At 36.7% G+C, this 22,472-nt stretch carries 18 protein-coding genes and 1 pseudogene; 16 read left to right on the top strand and 3 right to left on the bottom strand.

The window, feature by feature from the left end:
* Positions 1-181 precede the first annotated feature (181 nt).
* The 8 genes from AC13DP_RS14495 to AC13DP_RS14460 are packed head-to-tail and all read left to right on the top strand — an operon-like array spanning position 182 to position 12,036.
* Positions 182-1,531, top strand: a complete 1,350-nt coding sequence (locus tag AC13DP_RS14495; RefSeq protein ID WP_041578619.1) for a c-type cytochrome — start codon at positions 182-184, stop codon at positions 1,529-1,531.
* A 52-nt stretch (positions 1,532-1,583) separates the two neighbouring features.
* Positions 1,584-4,649 (top strand): TAT-variant-translocated molybdopterin oxidoreductase, encoded by a 3,066-nt coding sequence (locus tag AC13DP_RS14490; RefSeq protein ID WP_483067997.1) that lies wholly within the window; start codon positions 1,584-1,586, stop codon positions 4,647-4,649.
* A 33-nt stretch (positions 4,650-4,682) separates the two neighbouring features.
* Positions 4,683-6,500 carry an NrfD/PsrC family molybdoenzyme membrane anchor subunit gene (gene nrfD, locus AC13DP_RS14485; RefSeq protein ID WP_483067996.1) on the top strand — a complete coding sequence of 606 codons (1,818 nt, stop codon included), beginning with the start codon at positions 4,683-4,685 and terminating at the stop codon, positions 6,498-6,500.
* A 5-nt stretch (positions 6,501-6,505) separates the two neighbouring features.
* The gene (locus AC13DP_RS14480) at positions 6,506-7,033 is read left to right on the top strand and encodes a DUF3341 domain-containing protein (RefSeq protein WP_013070090.1); all 528 of its coding nucleotides are present in this window, start codon (positions 6,506-6,508) and stop codon (positions 7,031-7,033) included.
* A gap of 5 nt (positions 7,034-7,038) precedes the next feature.
* On the top strand, positions 7,039-7,713 hold the full coding sequence (locus AC13DP_RS14475; protein WP_013070091.1) for a c-type cytochrome: 675 nt from the start codon (positions 7,039-7,041) through the stop codon (positions 7,711-7,713).
* A 33-nt stretch (positions 7,714-7,746) separates the two neighbouring features.
* Positions 7,747-9,111 carry a quinol:cytochrome C oxidoreductase gene (locus tag AC13DP_RS14470; protein WP_483067995.1) on the top strand — a complete coding sequence of 455 codons (1,365 nt, stop codon included), beginning with the start codon at positions 7,747-7,749 and terminating at the stop codon, positions 9,109-9,111.
* 34 nt (positions 9,112-9,145) lie between these two features.
* Positions 9,146-10,180 (top strand): cytochrome c oxidase subunit II, encoded by a 1,035-nt coding sequence (locus AC13DP_RS14465; protein WP_347407356.1) that lies wholly within the window; start codon positions 9,146-9,148, stop codon positions 10,178-10,180.
* Between the two features lie 35 nt (positions 10,181-10,215).
* Positions 10,216-12,036, top strand: a complete 1,821-nt coding sequence (locus AC13DP_RS14460; RefSeq protein WP_013070094.1) for a cytochrome c oxidase subunit I — start codon at positions 10,216-10,218, stop codon at positions 12,034-12,036.
* Between the two features lie 172 nt (positions 12,037-12,208).
* Here AC13DP_RS14460 and AC13DP_RS14455 read toward each other — a convergent pair whose 3' ends face one another.
* Positions 12,209-12,487, bottom strand: a complete 279-nt coding sequence (locus AC13DP_RS14455; RefSeq protein ID WP_347407357.1) for a hypothetical protein — start codon at positions 12,485-12,487, stop codon at positions 12,209-12,211.
* 186 nt (positions 12,488-12,673) lie between these two features.
* Here AC13DP_RS14455 and AC13DP_RS14450 point away from each other — a divergent pair.
* Positions 12,674-13,585 (top strand): annotated as a pseudogene (locus tag AC13DP_RS14450) (IS1595 family transposase).
* Positions 13,586-13,595: 10 nt separating this feature from the next.
* Here AC13DP_RS14450 and AC13DP_RS14445 read toward each other — a convergent pair.
* Positions 13,596-14,120, bottom strand: a complete 525-nt coding sequence (locus AC13DP_RS14445) for an ABC transporter transmembrane domain-containing protein (RefSeq protein ID WP_483067994.1) — start codon at positions 14,118-14,120, stop codon at positions 13,596-13,598.
* A gap of 236 nt (positions 14,121-14,356) precedes the next feature.
* Entirely contained in the window at positions 14,357-14,632 is a 276-nt protein-coding gene (locus AC13DP_RS14440; protein WP_483068039.1) for a cysteine peptidase family C39 domain-containing protein, read from the bottom strand.
* A gap of 150 nt (positions 14,633-14,782) precedes the next feature.
* Here AC13DP_RS14440 and AC13DP_RS14435 point away from each other — a divergent pair, with 150 nt between their 5' ends.
* The 7 genes from AC13DP_RS14435 (at position 14,783) to AC13DP_RS14405 (ending at position 22,418) form a co-directional block, all read left to right on the top strand.
* Positions 14,783-14,983 (top strand): hypothetical protein, encoded by a 201-nt coding sequence (locus AC13DP_RS14435; RefSeq protein WP_347407358.1) that lies wholly within the window; start codon positions 14,783-14,785, stop codon positions 14,981-14,983.
* Positions 14,984-15,037: 54 nt separating this feature from the next.
* Positions 15,038-15,301 (top strand): hypothetical protein, encoded by a 264-nt coding sequence (locus AC13DP_RS14430; protein ID WP_347407359.1) that lies wholly within the window; start codon positions 15,038-15,040, stop codon positions 15,299-15,301.
* Positions 15,302-15,751: 450 nt separating this feature from the next.
* Complete coding sequence (locus tag AC13DP_RS14425) at positions 15,752-16,351, top strand: hypothetical protein (RefSeq protein ID WP_347407360.1); 600 nt, start codon at positions 15,752-15,754, stop codon at positions 16,349-16,351.
* A gap of 309 nt (positions 16,352-16,660) precedes the next feature.
* Complete coding sequence (ruvB, locus tag AC13DP_RS14420; protein ID WP_483067993.1) at positions 16,661-17,683, top strand: Holliday junction branch migration DNA helicase RuvB; 1,023 nt, start codon at positions 16,661-16,663, stop codon at positions 17,681-17,683.
* A 40-nt stretch (positions 17,684-17,723) separates the two neighbouring features.
* Positions 17,724-19,046 carry a cytochrome P450 gene (locus AC13DP_RS14415; RefSeq protein ID WP_483067992.1) on the top strand — a complete coding sequence of 441 codons (1,323 nt, stop codon included), beginning with the start codon at positions 17,724-17,726 and terminating at the stop codon, positions 19,044-19,046.
* Positions 19,046-19,975, top strand: coding sequence for a tRNA epoxyqueuosine(34) reductase QueG (queG, locus tag AC13DP_RS14410; protein ID WP_483067991.1), 930 nt, complete (start codon positions 19,046-19,048; stop codon positions 19,973-19,975). The genes AC13DP_RS14415 and queG overlap by 1 nt, the downstream gene beginning before the upstream one ends.
* Before the next feature lie 151 nt (positions 19,976-20,126).
* Entirely contained in the window at positions 20,127-22,418 is a 2,292-nt protein-coding gene (locus tag AC13DP_RS14405) for an NADP-dependent malic enzyme (protein WP_013070098.1), read from the top strand.
* The last annotated feature ends 54 nt before the right edge of the window (positions 22,419-22,472 follow it).

Genomic DNA, 22,472 nt, shown 5'->3' with positions numbered 1-22,472 from the left:
TATAGAAATTATTATTTAGAACTAATATAAATTACCCATTAACGCTTCTCTAACATAAACAAAATCCAACTTAAGTATTACTTTTGTGCCTGAATTTAATGGTGCGTTTCTAAAGTTTTTACGTACAGATTTTAATCTTAAAAAACCGTACCAAAGTTTAGACGTTAATTCAACTTATAATATGAAAAAGGTGAAATACCGCCACTCAACTTCGCGACTGCTCTTAATTGTAGCACTTTTTCTTTCGTTTACTGTAACGGGTTTTGCTCAGGATTCTACTGCTGTGGAAGCTGGGACTCCAGAGACCGCAGCTGATAAAGCAGATGCTTCGGCCTCTGCGGAATTAGGTGATCCCGCTGCCGGTAAAAGTTTGTTTAATTCCTTATGTGCGGCTTGTCATAAGCCGTATTCAGCTAGTATTGGTCCGGCTTTAAACGGGGTAACTTTAAGGCATGATAAAGAATGGCTTTATTCATGGATTAAAAACAATGCTGAGCTAAGAGCTTCAGGGGATGCAGATGCAGAAGCAATTTATCAGGAATATAATGGTACTGCGATGCCAGCTTTTCCTCAATTGTCTAATGAAGATATCGATAATATCCTTGCTTATGTAGAGCAACCTAAACCTGAGCCCACTGCCGCTGCAACAGCAGGAGCTGGTACAGATGGTCAAGGTGCATCTGGAGGGGGTGTATCTGTTAATATCATTCTTGGGATTCTTATTTTCGTGTTAGTAATGTTGCTGGTTGTTTTGTTTTTAGTAAACAAAACACTTAAAAACTTTGCAACGGCTAGTGGAGTAAAATTACCTGAGAAGCCTTCAAGAAAACCAATCTGGCAGGCGTTCGTTGAAAACCAGTTTTTAGTATTGGTGTTTTCTATAGTGGTGCTGCTTGGCGTAGGGTATTTTGCATATGGATTTTTGATGCAAGTAGGAGTAGACCAGGGATATCAGCCTATACAGCCAATTCATTACTCTCACAGAATTCATGCTGGGGATAATGGAATTGAGTGTAAGTACTGTCACTCTTCTGCAAGGGTATCTAAGACCTCTGGAATTCCATCTTTGAATGTATGTATGAACTGTCATAAAGCTATTTCAGAAGTAGCTCCGGAGACTGCGACTGCAGACCATTCAAAAGAATTTTACGATGGCGAGATTGCTAAACTATACGATGCGGTTGGTTGGGATCCTTCAACCAGAACCTATTCAGGAGATCAGAAGCCAGTAAAATGGGTTAGAATTCATAATCTTCCAGACTTTGTTTACTTTAATCACTCACAACACGTTTCTGTAGCAGGAGTTCAGTGTCAACATTGTCATGGTCCTATTCAGGAAATGGAAGTTGTGCATCAGGAAGCTCCGCTTACTATGGGATGGTGTATTAACTGTCACCGGGAAACTGGTGTTCAGATGGAAGGTAATGAGTATTACGAAAAGATTCACGAAGAACTTTCTAAGAAATACGGTGTAGAAGAACTTACCATTGCAGAAATGGGAGGTCTTGAATGTGGAAAATGCCACTATTAATATAATAACTGCGATTGCAGATATAAATTAAGAAGTTAATATCTAGATATATATGTCATCAAACAAAAAATACTGGACAAGTGTTGAAGAGCTAAAAGGTAGTTCTATTGTTGAGACGCTAAAACAAAAAGAGTTTGCTGAAGAAATTCCTGTGGATGAATTTCTTGGGGATAAAGAGTCCTTAAGTAATTCAAAAACGTCTAGAAGGGATTTTCTGAAGTATGTTGGATTTAGTACAGCGGCAGCTTCTTTAGCTGCTTGTGAGGGACCGGTTGTAAAATCTATACCTTATGTAGTACAGCCAGATAGAATCATTCCTGGTGTGGCTAACTATTACGCTTCTACTATTGCCAATGGTTTTGATTTTCAAAGTGTATTGGTTAAAACTCGTGAAGGGAGACCTATAAAGATTGAAAATAATGATCTTGCGAAGGTAAAAGCTGGTGGGGGTGCCCGTGTTCATGCTTCAGTGCTTTCTTTGTATGATAAAAAGAGGGTGAAGCGCCCGATGATCGATGGGAAAAATGTTTCCTGGGAAGAATTTGACCGTCAGGTGGGTTCAGCACTTAATGGTGTTTCGGGAGATATTGTGTTGTTAACACAAACATTTGCCAGCCCTAGTACGACTAAATTAATTCAGGATTTTAGCGCTAAATATCCAAATGTAAAGCATGTGGCTTATGATGCGGTTTCTGAAGATGCAGCGCTTTCAGCTTTTGAATCTAGATATGGAAGAAGAGCATTGCCAAATTATGATTTTACCGAAGCTGAAACTATAGTTTCTATAGGGGCAGATTTTCTTGGTGACTGGCAAGGCGGAGGATATGATATTAGTTATGCGCAAAGCCGTATCCCAAAAAATGGAAAAATGTCAAGGCACGTGCAGTTCGAATCAAACCTGTCTTTGGCAGGTGCGAAGGCCGATAAGCGCGTTCCTGTAAAACCATCTCAGCAAAAGGCAATTCTTGCTTCTTTGTATGGGTATATTGTAGGAGGAGGTTCTACAAGCGAACTTCCCTCTAAAATTGATGATGCTGTAGTGAAAGCAGCAAGTCAGTTAAGAAAAGCTGGCAGTAAAGGAGTTGTGGTTTCTGGTATTCCAGATGCAGATGCTCAATCACTGGTTCTGGCTATAAATGAAGCATTAGGTAGTTCAATTATGGATACCGATAATGCACGAATGACGCGCCAGGGTAATAGTGCTCAGGTAGCCGAGTTAGTTAAAGACATGAACGATGGTAGTGTAGGTGCACTTATGGTGGTTGGAGTGAATCCGGCTTATAGTTTGCCTAATGCATCGGAGTTTATTGAAGGATTGAAAAATGTAGAAGTGTCAGTTTCATTTACAATGAAAGAGGATGAAACTGCTAAACTTTGTAAATATATTGCGGCTACTCCTCATTATTTGGAAAGCTGGGGAGATGTTCAGTTTACTGATAACCAGTTTAGCCTAATGCAACCAACAATTAGACCATTATTTGATACTCGCCAATTTCAGGACTGTTTATTAAAGTGGTCAGGAAATAGCCAGTCTTATCATGATTATATCAAAGAAACATGGTCTGGTAATTTAACAGGTGGATGGAATCAGGCACTTCATGATGGAGTATTTGAGGGTACTAGTCCTGTAGGGACAACAGTGCTTGAAGGTTTTGCTTCCTCAGCGAATGATGCTTCTTCTTTAAGAAAGATGAATGCTTCTGCTCAGGAAGAAAGTGAGTTTGAACTTACACTTTATACCAAAGTTTCAATGGGTGATGGGAATCAGGCTAATAACCCTTGGTTACAAGAACTTCCAGACCCTATTACCAGAACAACTTGGGATAATTATCTAATGATTTCGCAAGCAGATGCTGATAAGCTGGAGCTTGAAAACGAAATTGTTTCCAATGGAGCTTTAAATGGTAGTTATGTGAATATTAGTGTTGGTGATACTACTTTAAAAAATGTTCCTGTTATTGTTCAGCCAGGTCAGGCTAAAGGTTCTGTAGCCTTAGCTTTGGGGTATGGTAAGAAAGAAGGAATGCAGAAGGAAATGCAAGTAGGTGTAAATGCTTACCCTTTGTATAAGAACTTTAGTGCATTTCAAAATGTTAGTATAGAAAAAGCTGCAGGTGTACATGAATTTGCAAGTGTGCAAATGCAAAGTACCTTAGCGGGACGTGATGATATTCTTAAAGAGACGACTCTTTCTGTTTTAACATCAAATAGCAAGCATGAATGGAACGCTGTTCCTGAGGTAGACTATAATCATCAGGAAATTCCTGTTAGTGATCAAAAAGCTGATATCTGGAGATCTTTTGACCGTAGTATTGGGCATCACTTTAATCTGTCTATCGATCTTAATGCGTGTACAGGTTGTGGAGCATGTGTTATTGCTTGTCATTCTGAAAATAACGTTCCAGTTGTTGGAAAGGATGAAGTTAGAAAGTTCAGGGATATGCACTGGTTACGAATCGACAGATATTATTCGGCCGGGGATACTTTTGTAGAAGAGCAGGAGAAACTGAATAATCTAGGAGCATTCGAGACTTATGATGTTATCGAAAATCCTTCGTATGATAATCCTCAGGTTGCTTTTCAGCCAGTAATGTGTCAACACTGTAACCACGCTCCTTGTGAAACAGTTTGTCCGGTTGCGGCAACGTCTCATGGTCGCCAGGGTCAAAATCAAATGATTTACAACAGATGTGTTGGTACAAGATATTGTGCAAATAACTGTCCTTATAAAGTAAGAAGGTTTAATTGGTTTAATTACGCTCAAAACGAAGAATTTGACTATCACATGAATAACGACTTAGGTCGTATGGTGTTAAACCCTGATGTTGTAGTTCGTTCACGTGGAGTTATGGAAAAATGTTCTATGTGTATTCAAATGACACAAAAAACGATTCTTGATGCCAAGCGTGAAGGTAGACCAGTGAAAGATGGAGAATTCCGTACAGCTTGTTCAGCGGCTTGTGATACCGGAGCAATTGTGTTTGGAGACATTAATGACGAAGAGTCTAAAGTTTCTAAATTACAAGAGGATGATAGAACTTACCGTATGATGGAAAGTTTAGGTACAAGGCCAAACGTAATGTATCAGGCTAAAATTACCAATACTGCTGAAGCATAATAATTAAGTAATAAGAATCAATTTTAAAGAAATATGTCGTCACATTACGAAGCACCTATAAGAGAACCTCTTGTTACCGGAGAGAAAACTTATCATGATATAAGTGTTGAAGTAGGAGCGCCTGTACTTGGGAGAGCAAATAAATCCTGGTACATTGTATTTACTATTGCCTTAATTGCATTTTTGTGGGGATTAGGTTGTATCATTTACACCGTTTCTACAGGAATCGGAGTTTGGGGATTGAACAAAACCATTGGATGGGCATGGGATATTACCAACTTCGTTTGGTGGGTAGGTATTGGTCACGCCGGAACATTGATATCTGCAGTATTATTGTTATTCCGCCAGAAATGGAGAATGGCAGTAAACCGTTCTGCAGAAGCCATGACAATTTTCGCTGTAGTTCAGGCTGGTTTGTTCCCTATTATTCACATGGGACGTCCCTGGTTAGCATATTGGGTTTTACCTATTCCTAACCAGTTTGGTTCTTTATGGGTAAACTTTAACTCACCGTTGTTATGGGACGTTTTTGCAATTTCAACGTATTTATCGGTGTCACTTGTTTTCTGGTGGACTGGTTTACTTCCTGATTTTGCAATGCTTCGTGATAGAACAACAAATGAATTTCAAAAGAAAATATACGGTATACTTAGTTTTGGATGGAGTGGACGTGTAAAAGACTGGCAACGTTTTGAAGAAGTATCTTTAGTGCTTGCTGGTTTAGCAACACCTTTGGTACTTTCGGTACACACGATTGTATCTTTTGACTTTGCTACATCAGTAGTTCCTGGTTGGCACAGTACGATTTTCCCTCCTTATTTCGTTGCCGGTGCGATTTTCTCAGGATTTGCAATGGTGCAAACCTTGCTTATTATTATGAGAAAAGTGGTTAATCTTCAGGATTATATTACGCTACTGCATATCGAATATATGAACAAGGTAATATTGTTGACCGGAGGAATCGTATCCGTAGCTTATATTACTGAATTCTTTATAGGATGGTATTCCGGTACCAGTTATGAGAATTATACTTATCTTTCTTTTGGAGCTGCAACAGGACCTTATGCATGGGCATTTTGGGCCTTAATAGTATGTAACTTTGTAGTGCCGTTAACATTGTGGGTTAAGAAATTGAGAAGAAATATTCTTTGGACTTTTATAGTGGCCCTTGTAATAAATATTGGGATGTGGTTTGAGCGTTTTGATATTATTGTGATCGACCTGAGTAAAGGCAGAACTCCTTCTTCTTGGGCAATGTTCTCTCCTACGTTTGTTGATATTGGTGTTTTTATCGGTACGATAGGTTTCTTTTTTGTATTGTTTCTTCTTTATGCAAGAACTTTCCCTGTGATCGCACAAGCCGAAGTAAAGACAATATTGAAATCTTCAGGTGAATATTATAAGAATTTAAGAGCTAAGCATGGTGATGATGTAGCGCACCATGTAGATAACGATCCAACAGCAAAAGAACCTTCTGCCAATATTGATGATAAAAAGGACTTTTTTGGTGATACGTCAACAGAAAAAGAACCTGGTTCAGGTCATGAATCTACTGTTAATGCGGATGCTCTGGGAGTTACTGAAGCTCAGAAAGATCGATTGGATGCTATGCTAGCCAGAATAGGTACATATAATCCTAAAGTAGAAAGTGCAGATGAGCTACAAAAGCTAAACGGTGTAGGTCCGCTTTTAGAGCAGCATTTACATCAGATAGGTATTTATAAATACGACCAGGTAGCTAATTTAACCAAGGATGATTACAAATTGCTTGATGAAGTTATTGAAAACTTCCCTATTATCGAGAACAGAGGTGATTGGAATGCTCAGGCAACTGAATTAAAAAATAAATAATCAAGATGGCATCAAAAACAATACACGCTATTTATAACGATGATGATCTGCTTTTACATGCGGTAAAGCAGGTGCGTGAAGCGCGCTATCATATTGGTGAGGTTTATACGCCTTTTCCCGTACACGGCCTTGATAAAGCAGTAGGAGAAGCACCAACACGATTAGCTATAACTTCATTTTTGTACGGTATAACTGGATTATCAGTTGCTGTTTTGATGATGAATTTTATGATGGTTCAGGATTGGCCTCAGGATATTGGTGGAAAGCCAAGTTTTTCATTCTTAACGAATATGCCTTCTTTTATTCCGATCATGTTTGAGCTTACCGTGTTTTTTGCAGCTCACTTAATGGTTATTACTTTTTATATGAGAAGTAGACTGGCGCCTTTTAAAAAAGCTGAAAATCCAGATCCTAGAACTACAGATGATATGTTCTTAATGGAGATAGACGCAACGAATCATAATGTAGAAGACCTGACGAAATTTTTATACGATACAGGTGCTGCAGAAATTAAATTAATTGACAATAAATAGACCAGATGAGAAGTTTATTTCATAAATCTTTAGTCTTTGTTATAATCGCAGGTTTCTTAAATTCTTGTGCGGGTGACAGGGATCGTAATTATCAATATTTCCCAGATATGTACCGTCCGGTACCTTACGAACCTTACGGCGCTTATGATATTTTTGCCAATCAACAGGAAGCTAAATTACCTGTTGATGGAACAATACCAAGAGGATGGATGCCTTATGATTATGAAGATACTCCTGAGGGAAGAGCTGATGCCAAAGCAAACCTTAAAAATCCACTTCCTTACACCGAAGAGAACTTAACAAAAGGTAAAGCTTTGTATACCGTTTATTGTGCGGTTTGTCATGGAGATAAAGGTGATGGCCAGGGTACTTTAGTAGAAAGAGAGAAAATTCTTGGTGTGCCTTCTTATGATGATCCAGGACGTAGTATTACAGAGGGTAGTGTTTATCATGCCATGTATTATGGTCTTAATAATATGGGGTCTTATGCGGTACAAACAAGTATTAAAGAACGTTGGCAGATCGATCATTATGTAATGAGTTTAAAAGATAAACTGGAAGGTAATCCCGAAAGATCTTTTCAAACAAATACTGTAACTCAGGAGAATTCAGATAATCTTAATCCTGCAGAACCTGCTGAAGATCTTAGTGAAAAAGACCAAACGCAATCTGAAGAATAATTAAATAGGAATATAGCTTTTAGATCTAGTAATATGTATACGCTTTCTAGTAAATTAAAATTAACTGCAATTATTCTAGTAATTGTTGGTGCCATAGGTTTGGTTTATGGATTTATTTCTACACCATCGAACGAAGAAGAATTGAAGGAATTATTGGCGGCAGATGCTCACGGAGAACATGGTGCTGAACACGATGAGGCTTCAGTAGCAACAGAGGAACATGGTATGGCCATGGATGAAGGTCATGCAAAAGCCTCTGAAGGACATGGGGAAAGTGCTCATGCAGAAGGAGAGCATGGTGACTCTCATATGGAGCACTTGTTACACCAGTTTCAAACAAAACCTTGGTCGGCAATGTTTGTTTCAGCTTTCTTTTTCTTTATGATTGCATTAGGAGCTCTAGTGTTTTACGCCATTCAGTACGTTGCCCAGGCAGGTTGGTCTCCGGTATTATTTCGAGTGATAGAAGGTGTTACAAATTACTTGTTGCCAGGATCTATTATCGTGGTATTAATCGTTATTTTTGCAGGAACTCATTTTTATCCCTGGCAGAATCACGAATTGGTTGAAGAAGATGTTATTCTTCAAGGAAAATCGGGATATCTTAATTTTCCATTCTTCGTGATAAGAGCGATTATATACTTAATCGGTTGGAATTTATATCGATTTGTAGCCAGAAGAAACTCTTTGGCGCAGGCTACTGCAACTACACTTACTCCTTATAAAAAGAATTTTAAAGCTTCAGTATTTTTCTTGTTGTTCTTTGTAATAACTGAAACTACAATGGCATGGGACTGGTTTATGAGTATGACGCCTCACTGGTACAGTACGCTTTTTGCTTGGTATGTTTTTGCAAGTATGTTTGTATCAGCAATTACTGTTATAGCTTTAGTTACCATGTTCCTTAAGAAAATTGGTCATCTTAAATTTGTAAATGATAGTCATTTACATGATTTGGCTAAATTTATGTTTGCCTTTAGTGTATTCTGGACGTACCTTTGGTTTGGTCAGTTCCTGCTGATATGGTATGCAAACATTCCGGAAGAAGTAACTTATTTTATTATCAGAATAGAAGAATACAATCTGCTTTTCTTTGGAATGTTGGTGCTGAACTTCATATTCCCAATCCTGATGTTAATCAACAGTGATTACAAACGTATTCCTTGGTTTGTGATTATGGCAGGAGTGGTAATTCTTGTGGGGCATTATATCGATATTTTCTTATTGATCATGCCTTCTACTGTTGGTCCTCATTGGTCTTTCGGTATCACTGAAATTGCTGGAATATTATTTTTCCTTGGATTGTTTATATTCTGTGTTGGGACAGGCCTGGCGAAAGAATCCTTATATCCAAAAGGTAATCCTTTCCTTAAGGAAAGTGAAAATTACCATTACTAATTAAAGATTGATTGTTTAAAGAAGACTTTATAAAATGACCGTATTTTTAGTAATCATAGTATTAGCACTTCTTGCTGTAACGGGATGGCAGATTTCAAAAATATTTGAATTGTCAAAATCGCCTGATGCAGATACCTCTCAGGTAGCTAACAACAAGGATAACGAGAACCAGGGTAAATTAATGATGGGGTTTGCCGTTTTCCTATATCTTTTAATGTTTTACTGTTTTTGGACTTTTACGAATGTAACTCTTCCGGATGCAGCTTCAGAGCATGGAGGCAAATATGACAATCTAATGTTGATCTCAATGTTATTGATCATGTTTGTTCAGATTGTTACTCAGGCTTTATTGCATTATTTTGCTTATAAGTATAGAGGCGCTAAAGGTAAAAGAGCATTGTTCTATGCAGATAATGATAAGTTGGAATTTATCTGGACCATTATTCCTGTAATTGTTTTAGCAGGTTTAATTATCTATGGTTTATTTACATGGAATGATATAATGAGTGTTAATGAAGATGAGGACCCATTGGTTATCGAGCTTTATGCACAGCAGTTTAGCTGGACGGCAAGATATGCCGGAGAGGATAATACATTGGGTAAAGCAAATGTTAGATTCATTGAAGGAATAAATGCTTTGGGTGTGGATAAAGAAGATTCTTATGCACAGGATGATAAGATTGTGAGAGAGTTACACTTACCGGTAAATAGACCAGTGTTGTTTAAATTAAGATCACAGGACGTTTTACACTCCGCTTATTTTCCACATTTTAGAGCGCAAATGAATGTGGTTCCTGGGATGATTACTCAGTTTGGATTTACACCAACGGTAACTACAGAAGAAATGAGGAATAGTGATGATATGGTTGATAAGGTAGAACGTATCAATGATATCAGAAAGGATAACGGAGATGATTCTTACGAGTTTGATTATTTCTTGCTATGTAACAAAATTTGTGGACAGGCGCACTACAATATGCAGATGAAGGTAATAGTAGAGTCTGAAGCCGATTATGAAGCATGGTTAGCCGAACAATCTACTTTTGGGGAATCAATGTCTGAGGAATAAAAATATTAAAGAATTTAAAGTATTATAATAAAGATATGTCAGCAGTAGTAAACGCACCAGCTCACGATCACCACGAGGATCACGGACATCATCATAAGCAAACGTTTATATCAAAGTATATTTTTAGCTTTGATCATAAAATGGTTGCTAAGCAGTTCCTTATTACAGGTTTATTGATGGGAATTGTAGGAATTGGAATGTCTATCTTGTTTAGAATTCAATTAGCTTGGCCAGAGCAGTCTTTCGCTATATTTGAAGCTTTACTGGGTAAATGGGCGCCAGACGGTGTGATGACACCCAATATTTATCTAGCATTGGTAACTATTCATGGTACCATCATGGTATTCTTTGTGCTTACTGCAGGATTAAGTGGTACGTTTAGTAACCTCCTTATTCCACTGCAAATCGGTGCGCGCGATATGGCTTCAGGATTTATGAACATGTTATCCTACTGGTTGTTTTTCATAGCTTGTGTGATAATGCTTTGTTCACTATTTGTAGAAGCAGGACCGGCCTCTTCAGGTTGGACTATTTATCCACCATTAAGTGCCCTTCCACAAGCCATTGGAGGTTCTGGAATGGGGATGACGCTTTGGCTAGTTTCTATGGCACTGTTTATCGCTTCTCAGTTACTGGGTGGTATTAATTATATAGTTACTGTTATTAACCTTAGGACTAAAGGAATGTCTATGACCAGACTGCCATTAACTATTTGGGCGTTCTTTGTAACTGCTATCTTAGGTTTGGTTTCGTTCCCTGTATTATTATCTGCGGCCTTATTACTTATTATGGATAGAAGTTTTGGTACTTCGTTCTTTTTAAGTGATATTTTCTTAGATGGGGAAGTGCTTAGTCACCACGGTGGTTCACCAGTTCTTTTTGAGCATTTATTCTGGTTCCTGGGTCACCCAGAGGTATACATTGTAATCCTTCCAGCACTTGGTATTACTTCAGAGGTTGTGGCTACCAACTCTCGTAAACCAATCTTTGGATACCGTGCAATGATCGCTTCGATATTGGCGATTGGTTTCCTTTCAACCATTGTATGGGGACACCATATGTTCGTGTCTGGTATGAACCCATTCTTAGGATCAGTATTTACATTTACTACATTATTGATTGCCATCCCTTCTGCGGTAAAAGCTTTCAACTATATCACAACGTTATGGAAGGGTAACCTCCAAATGAACCCTGGTATGCTATTCTCTATAGGATTAGTATCAACATTTATTACTGGTGGTTTAACCGGTATTATTCTTGGGGATTCAACATTAGATATTAACGTTCATGATACGTACTTTGTGGTGGCTCACTTCCACTTGGTAATGGGTATATCTGCATTGTATGGTCTTTTTGCCGGTGTTTATCACTGGTTCCCAAAGATGTTTGGTCGTATGATGAATAAAAATCTTGGGTATATCCACTTTTGGGTGACAGCGGTAGGAGCTTACGGAGTTTTCTTCCCTATGCATTTCCTTGGTATGGCCGGTCTTCCAAGACGTTATTATACAAATACCTATTTCCCATATTTTGATGATCTTGCAGATATCAACGTGATCGTAACAGTATGTGCTATCGTAACTGCACTGGTGCAAATAGTGTTTATTTATAATTTCTTTAGTTCCATGTTCTACGGTAAGAAAGCTACAATGAACCCTTGGAAATCGAATACACTGGAATGGACAACTCCGGTAGAGCATATCCATGGTAACTGGCCAGGAGAACTTCCTGTGGTTTATCGTTGGGCTTACGATTACAGTAAGACGAATGCGGATGGAGAGTACGTGATAAAAGGGCAGGATTACGTGCCACAAACGGTGCCGATGCAGGAAAATGAAGAAGATTTACATCATTAATAAAAAGAATATTAAAATACACCAAAGCCTTTTCTTAATTGAAGAGGCTTTTTTATTTTATCTTTGTTTTGCCTATACTTAGGCGAAAATTAATTGATCTGTTATGAATGAAAACCTGGATGCCACTGGTGAAAATTTTAGAAATCATACTTGTTTTGAGTATGAAGAAATTTCATTCAATAATTATTTTAGATTTTAATTTGTCAAAAATGAAACTTAAAAATAATTTTTTTGAAACTGTAATTCTGCAATTACCAATTATTTCTCCATTAAAATTAATCTTTTTATTTTTGCTAGTAATTAGTTTAGAACCCAAATCAATGATCATTTCATAAGATCCATCTTGGTTTTGCGAATTTGATATGTACTTTACCTTTCTATATATTTTTCCATATTCATCAGTTGGAAATTTATCCAAATGAATTTTAGCTTCCATTCCTTTTTTTGGCATAATTTTGTTGTAATATTTAATGTGCTATAATTTTTTTTGGTTTTTAAAAATCAATTAGAGTAAATCATTTTTACTTATTAATTGATTTTTTTTCAATAATTTAACGTATGATATTTGTCCTGAAATTTTTGATTTGTGAGTAAATTTATTTTTCCCTTCATTTATATTTATCTCAAAACCAGTGGTATGAACCTATTCACTTTTACGTCGCATTTTGATAGCGAGGAAGCCTGTCGGATTCATTTTAAAGAAGAAAGGGATAAGATTGGGGTGGTATGCAAACGATGCGGTCACACTGAACATTTTTGGATCCAGAGCCGCTGGAGCTATGAGTGCAAGGAGTGCCGAAGCCGGACTTCTTTGCGTAGCGTTACCATTATGCAGGGATCAAACCTTCCCTTTTAGGTATGATATAAAACAATATTCCTTATGAATGCTACCAAAAAAGGCTTTTCCAGTAAAGAAATACAAAAACAATTGTGGATGAAACGCTATGAGTCTGTGTGGTCAATGGTGCATAAGTTACGCCGTGCAATGGGCAGGCGTGATGCAGGCTATACTTTGTAGGGGGTGATAGAAATGGATCAGGGCTATTTTACCGTGGAAGGTTGTGAAGTAGAAAAATCAAAAGGGAAGCGTCGCCGGGGTGCTGCAGGCAAATCCAACGTTGCGGTAATGGCAAAGTCGGAACAGCTGGAAGATCTTGAAAGCGGAAAAAAGTCAAGTCAGTGCCGCTACTTCAAGGCAAAAGTGCTGGACCACCATAAAGCCGAAGGGATCAATCAGACTGTTAAAGAAAGTTTTGACGAAAAAAGCATTGTCTTAAGTGATGATAATACCTCCTACGTCGATGTAGTAGACTATGTGAAGTTACATATCTCTGAAAAATCCAGCCAGTGACTTACCAAAGAAACCTTGCGATGGGTACATATTACCCTCAGTAATTCTAAGAAGAACTTCGTTGGGAATTATAACAAAATAAAGGGCAAATACCTACAGTTCTACCTCAATGAATTTATCTACAAACTTAACAGGAGATATTTCGGAGAAAGGCTCGTCGATGGGTTCGTAATAGCAGGAATCACAGGGTATGACTAATTACGGATAATCAATTAAATAATTTTATTTCCTGCATACCATTAATTATTCTAATAATTTTGCTTTGCTCCTGACCACGATATTTAAAGGTGTAACTATCAATAATTTTCCTTTTTTTCATAAAAAGGAAGATCCAAACGAAGTAAATTATGTTCCCTAAAAGAAAAACAAACGGTATCTTTAAATTATAAATTCCTAATACTACTGAAAACGTAATAAATGTAAATAATGAAAAAATGAACTCTAATGACGACGTGGTTAAAATTTGTTCAATTCTTTTATGATCACTTGTTCTTTGCATTAGAGCTCCTGTCATTCTAGTGTCGAAATATTCGATTGGAAGATTCATTAATTTTAAAAAGAAATCAGAGAGTATTGAGATGTTTACTCTCGTGCTAAGATGTAGACGGATAAAGCTTCTTAAAACCTCAACTGAATTTTTGCTAAATATCAATGTTATTTGTGCTATTAAAAATAGATAGATAAATTCAATATCATTATTTTTTATGCCTACATCTATAACGCTTTGGTTCATAAATGGTATCGCTAATTGTAAGATACTAGTTAAAAGTAAACCTAAAATTAATTGTTATATAAGGTTTTTTATATCTTAAAAGATAATTTGACAGGTGTTTAAAGTTGAAGCTATCAGAGGTTTCTTCAAGAACTATTTCCGTGTCTTTAAAGTTGTTGCTTGGTTTCAATAGGAGGGCGATGCCTTTTGGAGACTCATCGTTTTCTACTCTTCCAATCCAATGTTTTGAAAATATTTTAGCCGTAGTTTTGTAATTCTATTGCGGGATCCGAAATGTAAAACTGATTTTTCTTTATTTTATATAAGACAACAAAATGATTTTGATCCCAAAGAATTATGGATGGTAATGGAGCTTGCTTTAGTTCTTCTATTGATACTTTTACGCTCAAGGTCCTTATTCCGATTTTTTCAGCAGTGGTGGCTAGTGATAATATAGAGCTGCCAATTCGAGATGTATTGGCTAATAACCAAAGATAACGAATGTTAATTTCCTTTCTATAGTATTTTGCAATAATTCGAAGGCATGTTGGGCCACAATCTTTCTTATCTAATTGACGGTAGTTAGGAAAATTAGGTTTTTCATTTTATTTCTGTTAAAAAAGGCAATATTTTTGTGTGTGGAATATAATTTTTTAAATTTAAATAAATAAAACTTTTTAATTATGGATTTTAATCAATTTAAAGAATTAGGAGCTGTGCTATCAAGAGATGAACAGAAAGTAATTTATGGTGGAGCTTTAGAAAAAAAATGTCCCGAGCCTGCCGGAGCTCATTGTGAAACTGCAGCAGATTGTTGTCCTGGTTATGGATGTCAGGCAAACCCTGGTTGTCACGACTGTGCTGGTAACTGTTACAGGTTGTAATACTAATTAAAAATATAAATTTTTTCCTCTAATTTTAGAGGATTTTTTTATTGTATGAGAAAAGAAATAAAGAAATATCTTATCCTCAACGGTTATTTTGGGATTGTGAATGATTATTTTGATCATCTTAGAACACACCCGAATGCATCTTCATTTAATGCCATAACTGACACATTAAATTATTTCGGGATATCGAATTTGGCTCTGAAAATTGATCCCGAAAAATTAAAAGAATTACCTAAAAACTTTTTGACTGTAATCAGGTACGATAATGAAGATGTTATTGCATTAGTAGAAAGAAAAAAAAGTCAATTTTAAAGGTTCATTTGTCCGGACGTAAAATTAATATGAGTTCTCCGAATTTCATGGATATTTGGAAACCTAAAGTGATTTTAATTGAACCAACGAAAGACGAAAAATTAATTTTAGGAGAAATTTTCGAGGGGGTAGTAAAAAATTGTTTGTATTTTGCGTCATTTTTTCATTAGTAGCTTTCTCTATCTTAAACAAATTTCAAACGTTAGAAATAATTTATTTAGTAGTAGTGATATTTGGAATTTTAATCTCTACTTACATTATAAATCAAGAGAATGGTTATAAATCTAAAAACATTGATAAGTTATGTTCAAAAATTTCTGAGAGTGGTTGTGACGCAGCCTTAAATTATAAATTACCCTTTTTAATATCATTTAAATTTTCTGATCTTAGTACAATTTTTTTGCTATTAACTTATTTTATATATTCACTTGGGGATTTGATAATATTCTTTTGATAGTATTATTGTCCGTACTACCTATTTCAATTATAAGTCTTGCGATTCAAAAATTTTATATAAAGGGATTTTGCGTTTTATGTATAATTATTTTAGGATGGAGTTATACTTTACTTTTTTTAGGTTTTTATCTTTTTGAATTGCAAATCAGAATTTCTGAGATTTCTCAGTTGCTTGTTTCAATAATTATGGCAGTTATCACACATTTTACTTTCAAAAAACTTTTTAAAGAAAATGTGGAATTAAAGAAAGCAAATTTACAATTAGTTCGGTTTAAGAAAGATTCGAATATATTTCATTTTTTATATAAAGAGAGTAGTAGTATTTCTTCTGATATACTTGACAATGATATTATATTAAAGAAAGGGAATGGAGATATGATTATTACAACGGTTACAAATCCATACTGTGGATTCTGTGAAAATGCTTTTGTTAATTATATTAAGGTATATAATTCTTTGGATAATATTAAGATAATTATACGTTTTAATACAATACTAAATCCCAAAGATGATGCTCAGAATAAAGTAGCCTTAAAACTTTTTGAAGTTTATAAAACTTATGGAGCTAAAGAGTTTATAGAGGTTTATTTGTAGTGGTTTGAGCATAAGAATATAAATAAATTAGTTTCTGATTATGGCGATTTTAAATTTAATGATTTCGTAGCTTTAGAAGAGCACAGGAATTGGACTGACAGAAATAATATAAGGTATACGCCTGCTACCTTTATGAACTCAAATGAATACCCAAGTAAATATGACTATGATGATCTTTTATTTTTAATTATTGCAAATTTTTGAATCTTAACTTCTTTAAAAATACACCAAAGCCTTTTCTTAATTGAAGAGGCTTTTTTATTTTATCTTTGTTTTGCCTATACTTAGGTGAAAATTAATTGATCTGTTATGAATGAAAACCTGGATGCCACTGGTGAAAATTTTTCTCCGGAAGAATTTGATATAGAAAGAGCGCTAAGACCCCTTAGTTTTGATGATTTTGCCGGTCAGGAACAGGTTTTGGATAATCTGAAGGTTTTTGTGGCAGCGGCGAATTTAAGAAGTGAGGCTTTAGATCACACCCTTTTGCATGGCCCACCCGGCCTGGGGAAGACAACACTGGCGCATATTTTAGCTAATGAGCTTGGTGTGGGGTTAAAAATTACCTCCGGTCCCGTTTTGGATAAGCCCGGAGATTTAGCAGGGCTGTTAACGAATCTGGATGAACGGGACATTCTTTTTATAGATGAGATCCACAGATTAAGTCCGATTGTAGAGGAGTACCTGTATTCAGCGATGGAAGATTATCGTATCGATATTATGATTGAATCTGGTCCAAATGCACGTAGTGTACAGCTTAATCTGAGTCCGTTTACCCTGATAGGCGCTACCACCAGGTCAGGATTGCTTACAGCACCAATGCGTGCTCGATTTGGTATTTCCAGCCGATTGCAATATTATTCTACTGAATTGCTTTCTGATATTGTACAGCGTAGTGCGCAGATTTTAAAGGTCCCTATCACTATGGAAGCAGCCATAGAGATTGCTGGGCGTAGTCGCGGTACCCCACGTATTGCCAATGCGCTTTTAAGAAGGGTGCGCGATTTTGCACAAATCAAAGGTGATGGAAAAATAGATATCGGTATTGCCAAATATGGTCTTAAGGCGTTAAATGTTGATGCCCATGGTTTGGACGAAATGGATAATAGGATCTTAGAAACAATTATCGATAAATTTAAAGGTGGTCCTGTAGGGATCACTACGCTGGCTACGGCGGTTAGTGAGAGTGCAGAGACTATCGAGGAAGTTTATGAGCCTTTTTTAATACAGCAGGGCTTTATTTATCGAACACCAAGAGGGAGAGAGGTAACCGAAGCTGCTTATAAACATTTAGGGAAATCTCGTGGTGCTAGTCAGGGAGGTTTGTTTTAAGTGAGGAAGAAATGCGGTTTTAATTTTGACGATTTTGAATATGAGGAGAGAAATTCCAGAGGTTTCCACATTAACATTTTTAAAAAATGCAGCCAGGATTGTAAAAAATCCGCTACCCTTTCATCATGAGAATTTCCAAAAACATGGTGATATTTTTAGGTTAAATATCGGCCGTAAAAAATCTGTTATTTTTTGTAGGGATGCTGAATTTGCGCAATATGTGCTCCAGAAAAATCAAAAGAACTACATCAAATCTGAAATTCAAACCAAAGATCTGGTAAAATATGTTGGGAATGGCCTTTTGACCTCTAACGGGGAACACTGGCAGAAACAGCGAAAACTTATTCAACCTGCATTTCATAAAAAGCATATTGCAAATTTACTTGATACGGTTTTAGAGGCTATTCGGGTAGAATATGTGAAGATTCGGCCGGGGAAAACAATGGATATCTTTCCAGTTTTTAATGATCTGGCCTTTCAAACTGTGGTGAAGTCCCTCTTTAGTAGCGCTGCAAGTCAGGAAGAAATCAATCGACTTCAGTATGTGACCGAAGAGAATCAGAAAATGCTGGTGAAAGAATTGCGGCAGCCCTATAAACGTCTATGGTTTAGTTTAAGTGGAAAACTAAAATACCATCTTAAGCTTAGTGAGGAATCCAGACTAATTTTAAGGAATATTGTCCATAAAAGAAAGCAAAATCCTAAGCGTTATGATGATCTTTTGGATATGCTACTGGATGCAAGATATGAAGATGGACAGCCTATGCGTGAAGAGCAGTTAATCGACGAAATTCTTATACTTTTTGTAGCAGGGCATGAAACGACTTCAAATTCACTGAGTTTTACCACACAACTTCTGGCTCAAAATCCACAAATTCAGGATAAAATTTACAGTGAAGTAAAGGTCGCTTCAGAAGCTACAACTAGTTTAATGGAGTTTGTTCAAAGCTGCCCCTACACGCAAAATGTAATTTTAGAGAGTATGCGCTTGTATCCGCCAGCTTATTTTATGGATAGGGTGAATTTGGAAGAAGATGAGTTTAATGGAATAAAACTCGATAAAGGTTCAGATCTTTTATTTTCATTTTATGAGATTCATCGCAGTGAGAAACACTGGGAGCAGCCCTTAGAATTTAATCCAGATCGTTTTACTTCAGAAAAGAACCCAATGGCCTATTTTCCTTTTGGAGCAGGCCCAAGAAAATGTATTGGTAGCAATTTTGCGATGTACGAGATGATTTTGGCGGTTTCAGAATTAATTTTAAACTTTAAAATTTTATCGGTAAAAGAAGATATCGAAATCTTGCCTCTAATCACCCTGAAACCCAAAAATGCTTACGTAGAATTTGAGAAAAGAGCTTGATGATCGTAGGAAATAAAGCAAAATATACAAATCTTATTAAAGAGGAAGCAATACGACTGGGGTTTATGTCCTGTGGAATTAGTAAGGCTGGTTTTTTAGAAGAAGAAGCGCCAAGACTTGAAGAGTGGCTGAATAAAAATCGAAATGGAAAAATGTCCTATATGGAAAACCATTTTGATAAACGACTTGATCCTACAAAGCTGGTAGATGGTTCTAAAAGTGTCATCTCCTTATTGTTGAATTATTATCCAGATAAAGTTCAGAATCCCGAATCCTATAAAATCAGTAAATACGCCTATGGTAAAGATTATCATTTTGTCATTAAGGATAAGCTGAAATCTTTGCTTCAATTTATACAAAGTGAAATAGGGGAAGTAGCAGGACGTGCTTTTGTAGATTCGGCACCGGTTTTAGATAAAGCCTGGGCGGCAAAAAGTGGTTTAGGATGGATTGGTAAAAACTCGAATTTATTATCTAAAAAAGCAGGATCCTTTTTCTTTATAGCCGAGTTAATTGTTGATTTAGAATTAAAGGAGGATACTCCGGTTACCGATCATTGCGGTACCTGTACTGCGTGTATAGATGCCTGTCCTACCAATGCGATTGTAGAACCGTATAAAGTAGATGGTAGTAAGTGCATTTCCTATTTTACGATAGAGTTAAAGGACGAGTTGCCCAACAGTTTTAAAAACACTTTCGAAGACTGGATGTTTGGTTGCGATATTTGCCAGGATGTGTGTCCCTGGAATCGATTTTCAAAACCGCATAATGAGCCACTTTTTGATCCTCATCCGGATTTGTTGAAATTCGATAAAAAAGACTGGCAGGAAATTACCAGGGAAACTTTCAATGAAATCTTTCGAAAATCTGCAGTTAAAAGAACTAAATTCGAAGGTTTAAAGCGTAATATTAAGTTTTTGGATTCCTAAGTGATTCGAATTTTAATTTATGCTCTAAAAAATCGTAACCTTAAACGTCATATTTGACTAAAACAGGTTAAAATCTTACCATTATTTTAAAATTTTTAAGTAGTTAATGTCATCTACCTTGCTAACTTTGTAATAGCTAAAACCAAAAGTTATGAGCAACAACTCAAGAAAAAGACGGGAAGCCTTGGTGTACCATGCGAAGCCGAAGCCCGGTAAAATCCAGATCGTTCCAACAAAAAAATATGCTTCACAACGAGATCTTTCTTTAGCGTACTCTCCTGGTGTAGCAGAACCTTGTTTAGAAATCGAAAAAGATAAAGAAAACGCTTATAAATATACAACGAAAGGAAATTTAGTGGCCGTAATTAGTAATGGTACGGCTGTTCTGGGACTTGGTGATATAGGTCCTGAAGCTTCTAAACCGGTAATGGAAGGTAAAGGTCTTCTTTTTAAAATTTTTGCAGATATAGATGTTTTTGATATCGAAGTAGATACCAAAAATGTAGATGCATTTGTGGAAACTGTAAAAAATATCGCTCCTACTTTTGGTGGGATTAATCTGGAAGATATCAAAGCTCCGGAAGCTTTTGAAATTGAACGAAGGTTAAAAGAAGAATTGGATATCCCGGTAATGCACGATGATCAGCACGGGACTGCTATTATTTCTGCTGCAGCACTTTTAAACGCTGTGGAGCTGGCAAAAAAGAAAATGAGTAAGGTTAAGATTGTAGTGAGTGGTGCCGGTGCGGCAGCTGTTTCCTGTACTAAACTTTACAAAGCTTTTGGTGCAAAGGCTGAAAATATTGTGATGTTGGATAGTAAAGGGGTGATACGAAAAGATCGTCCTAATCTTTCAGAGGAAAAACTGGAATTTGCAACCGATAGGGATTTAAATACCCTGGATGATGCTATGAAAGATGCTGATGTTTTTATCGGTCTTTCCATAGCAGATATCGTTTCTCCAGCGATGCTTAAGAGTATGGCAAAGCGACCTATTGTTTTTGCTATGGCCAATCCTAATCCAGAGATCGATTACCAATTGGCGATGGATACCCGTAAAGATGTTATTATGGCTACAGGGCGTAGCGATCATCCTAATCAGGTAAATAATGTACTTGGATTTCCTTTTATCTTTCGTGGGGCCTTAGACGTTAGGGCAACCAAGATTAATGAGGATATGAAAATGGCCGCTGTAAAGGCGCTGGCTGAACTGGCTAAAGAACCTGTGCCAGAACAGGTGAATATTGCTTACGGAGAAACAAGACTTAATTTTGGCTCAGATTATATAATCCCTAAGCCATTCGATCCAAGGCTTATTGCTAAAGTCCCACCTGCGGTTGCCAAAGCGGCAATGGAAAGTGGTGTGGCCAGAACCGAAATTACCGACTGGCAGAAGTATGAAGATGAGCTTTTAGAACGAATGGGCAGTGACAATAAAATTACCCGTTTGCTAATGCAACGCGCTAAAAACAATCCAAAGCGTGTGATCTTTGCTGAAGCAGATCATCTGGATGTACTAAAAGCAGCACAGATTGTTTACGATGAAGGTATTGGTACTCCTATTCTTTTGGGGCGCAGAGAAGTGATTAAAGAACTGATGGGGGAAATCGATTTTGATGCCGATGTAGAAATTATCGATCCGAAATCTGATGAAGAGCGGGGTAAACTTCAAAAATACGCTGAAGCTTACTTTGATTCTCGTAATAGAAAAGGGGTAACCCTGTACGATGCAGAACGTTTAATGCGTGAGCGTAATTATTTTGCAGCCATGATGGTAAATGAAGGGGACGCCGATGCTTTACTTTCAGGTTATTCCCGTGCCTATCCTACTGTTGTTAAACCAATGCTACAGCTTATAGGTATGGCAAAAGGGATTTCGAGAGTGGCGGCAACTAATGTTATGAATACCAGTCGGGGGCCAATTTTTATTAGTGATACCTCTATAAATATAGATCCTTCTGCAAAAGATTTGGCAAAAATAGCGCAGTTAACTGCTGGTGTGGTGAGGCTTTTTGGTTTAGAACCGGTAATGGCTATGTTATCGTACGCCAATTTTGGATCTTCTGATCATCCGCAGGCTAGAAAAGTTAAAGATGCCGTTTCTTATTTACATCGTTACCATCCCAATTTATTAGTGGATGGAGAACTTCAGTCTGATTTTGCTTTAAATAAAGAAATGCTTCAGAAGAAGTTTCCTTTTTCAAAATTAGCAGGAAAAAAAGTAAATACTTTAATTTATCCAAATCTGGATTCAGCAAACAGTGCGTATAAACTTATAAAAGAGCTTAATGATACCGATTCTATTGGCCCAATTATGATGGGGATGAACAAGCCTGTTCATATTCTTCAGTTAGGAGCAAGTGTTGAAGAAATGGTAAATATGGCAGCCGTAGCAGTTGTAGATGCGCAAGAAAAGGAAAAAGCTAAAAAGGCTAAAAAATAAATTTAACGCTTACTTGATTTTAAGGGGGAGAACTAGTGTTTTTCCCCTTATTTT

It is taken from the genome of Zunongwangia sp. L-65 (assembly GCF_056859415.1).
The sequence above is the reverse complement of the archived record's forward strand: the minus strand, read 5'-3'. Positions and strand labels throughout refer to the sequence as shown.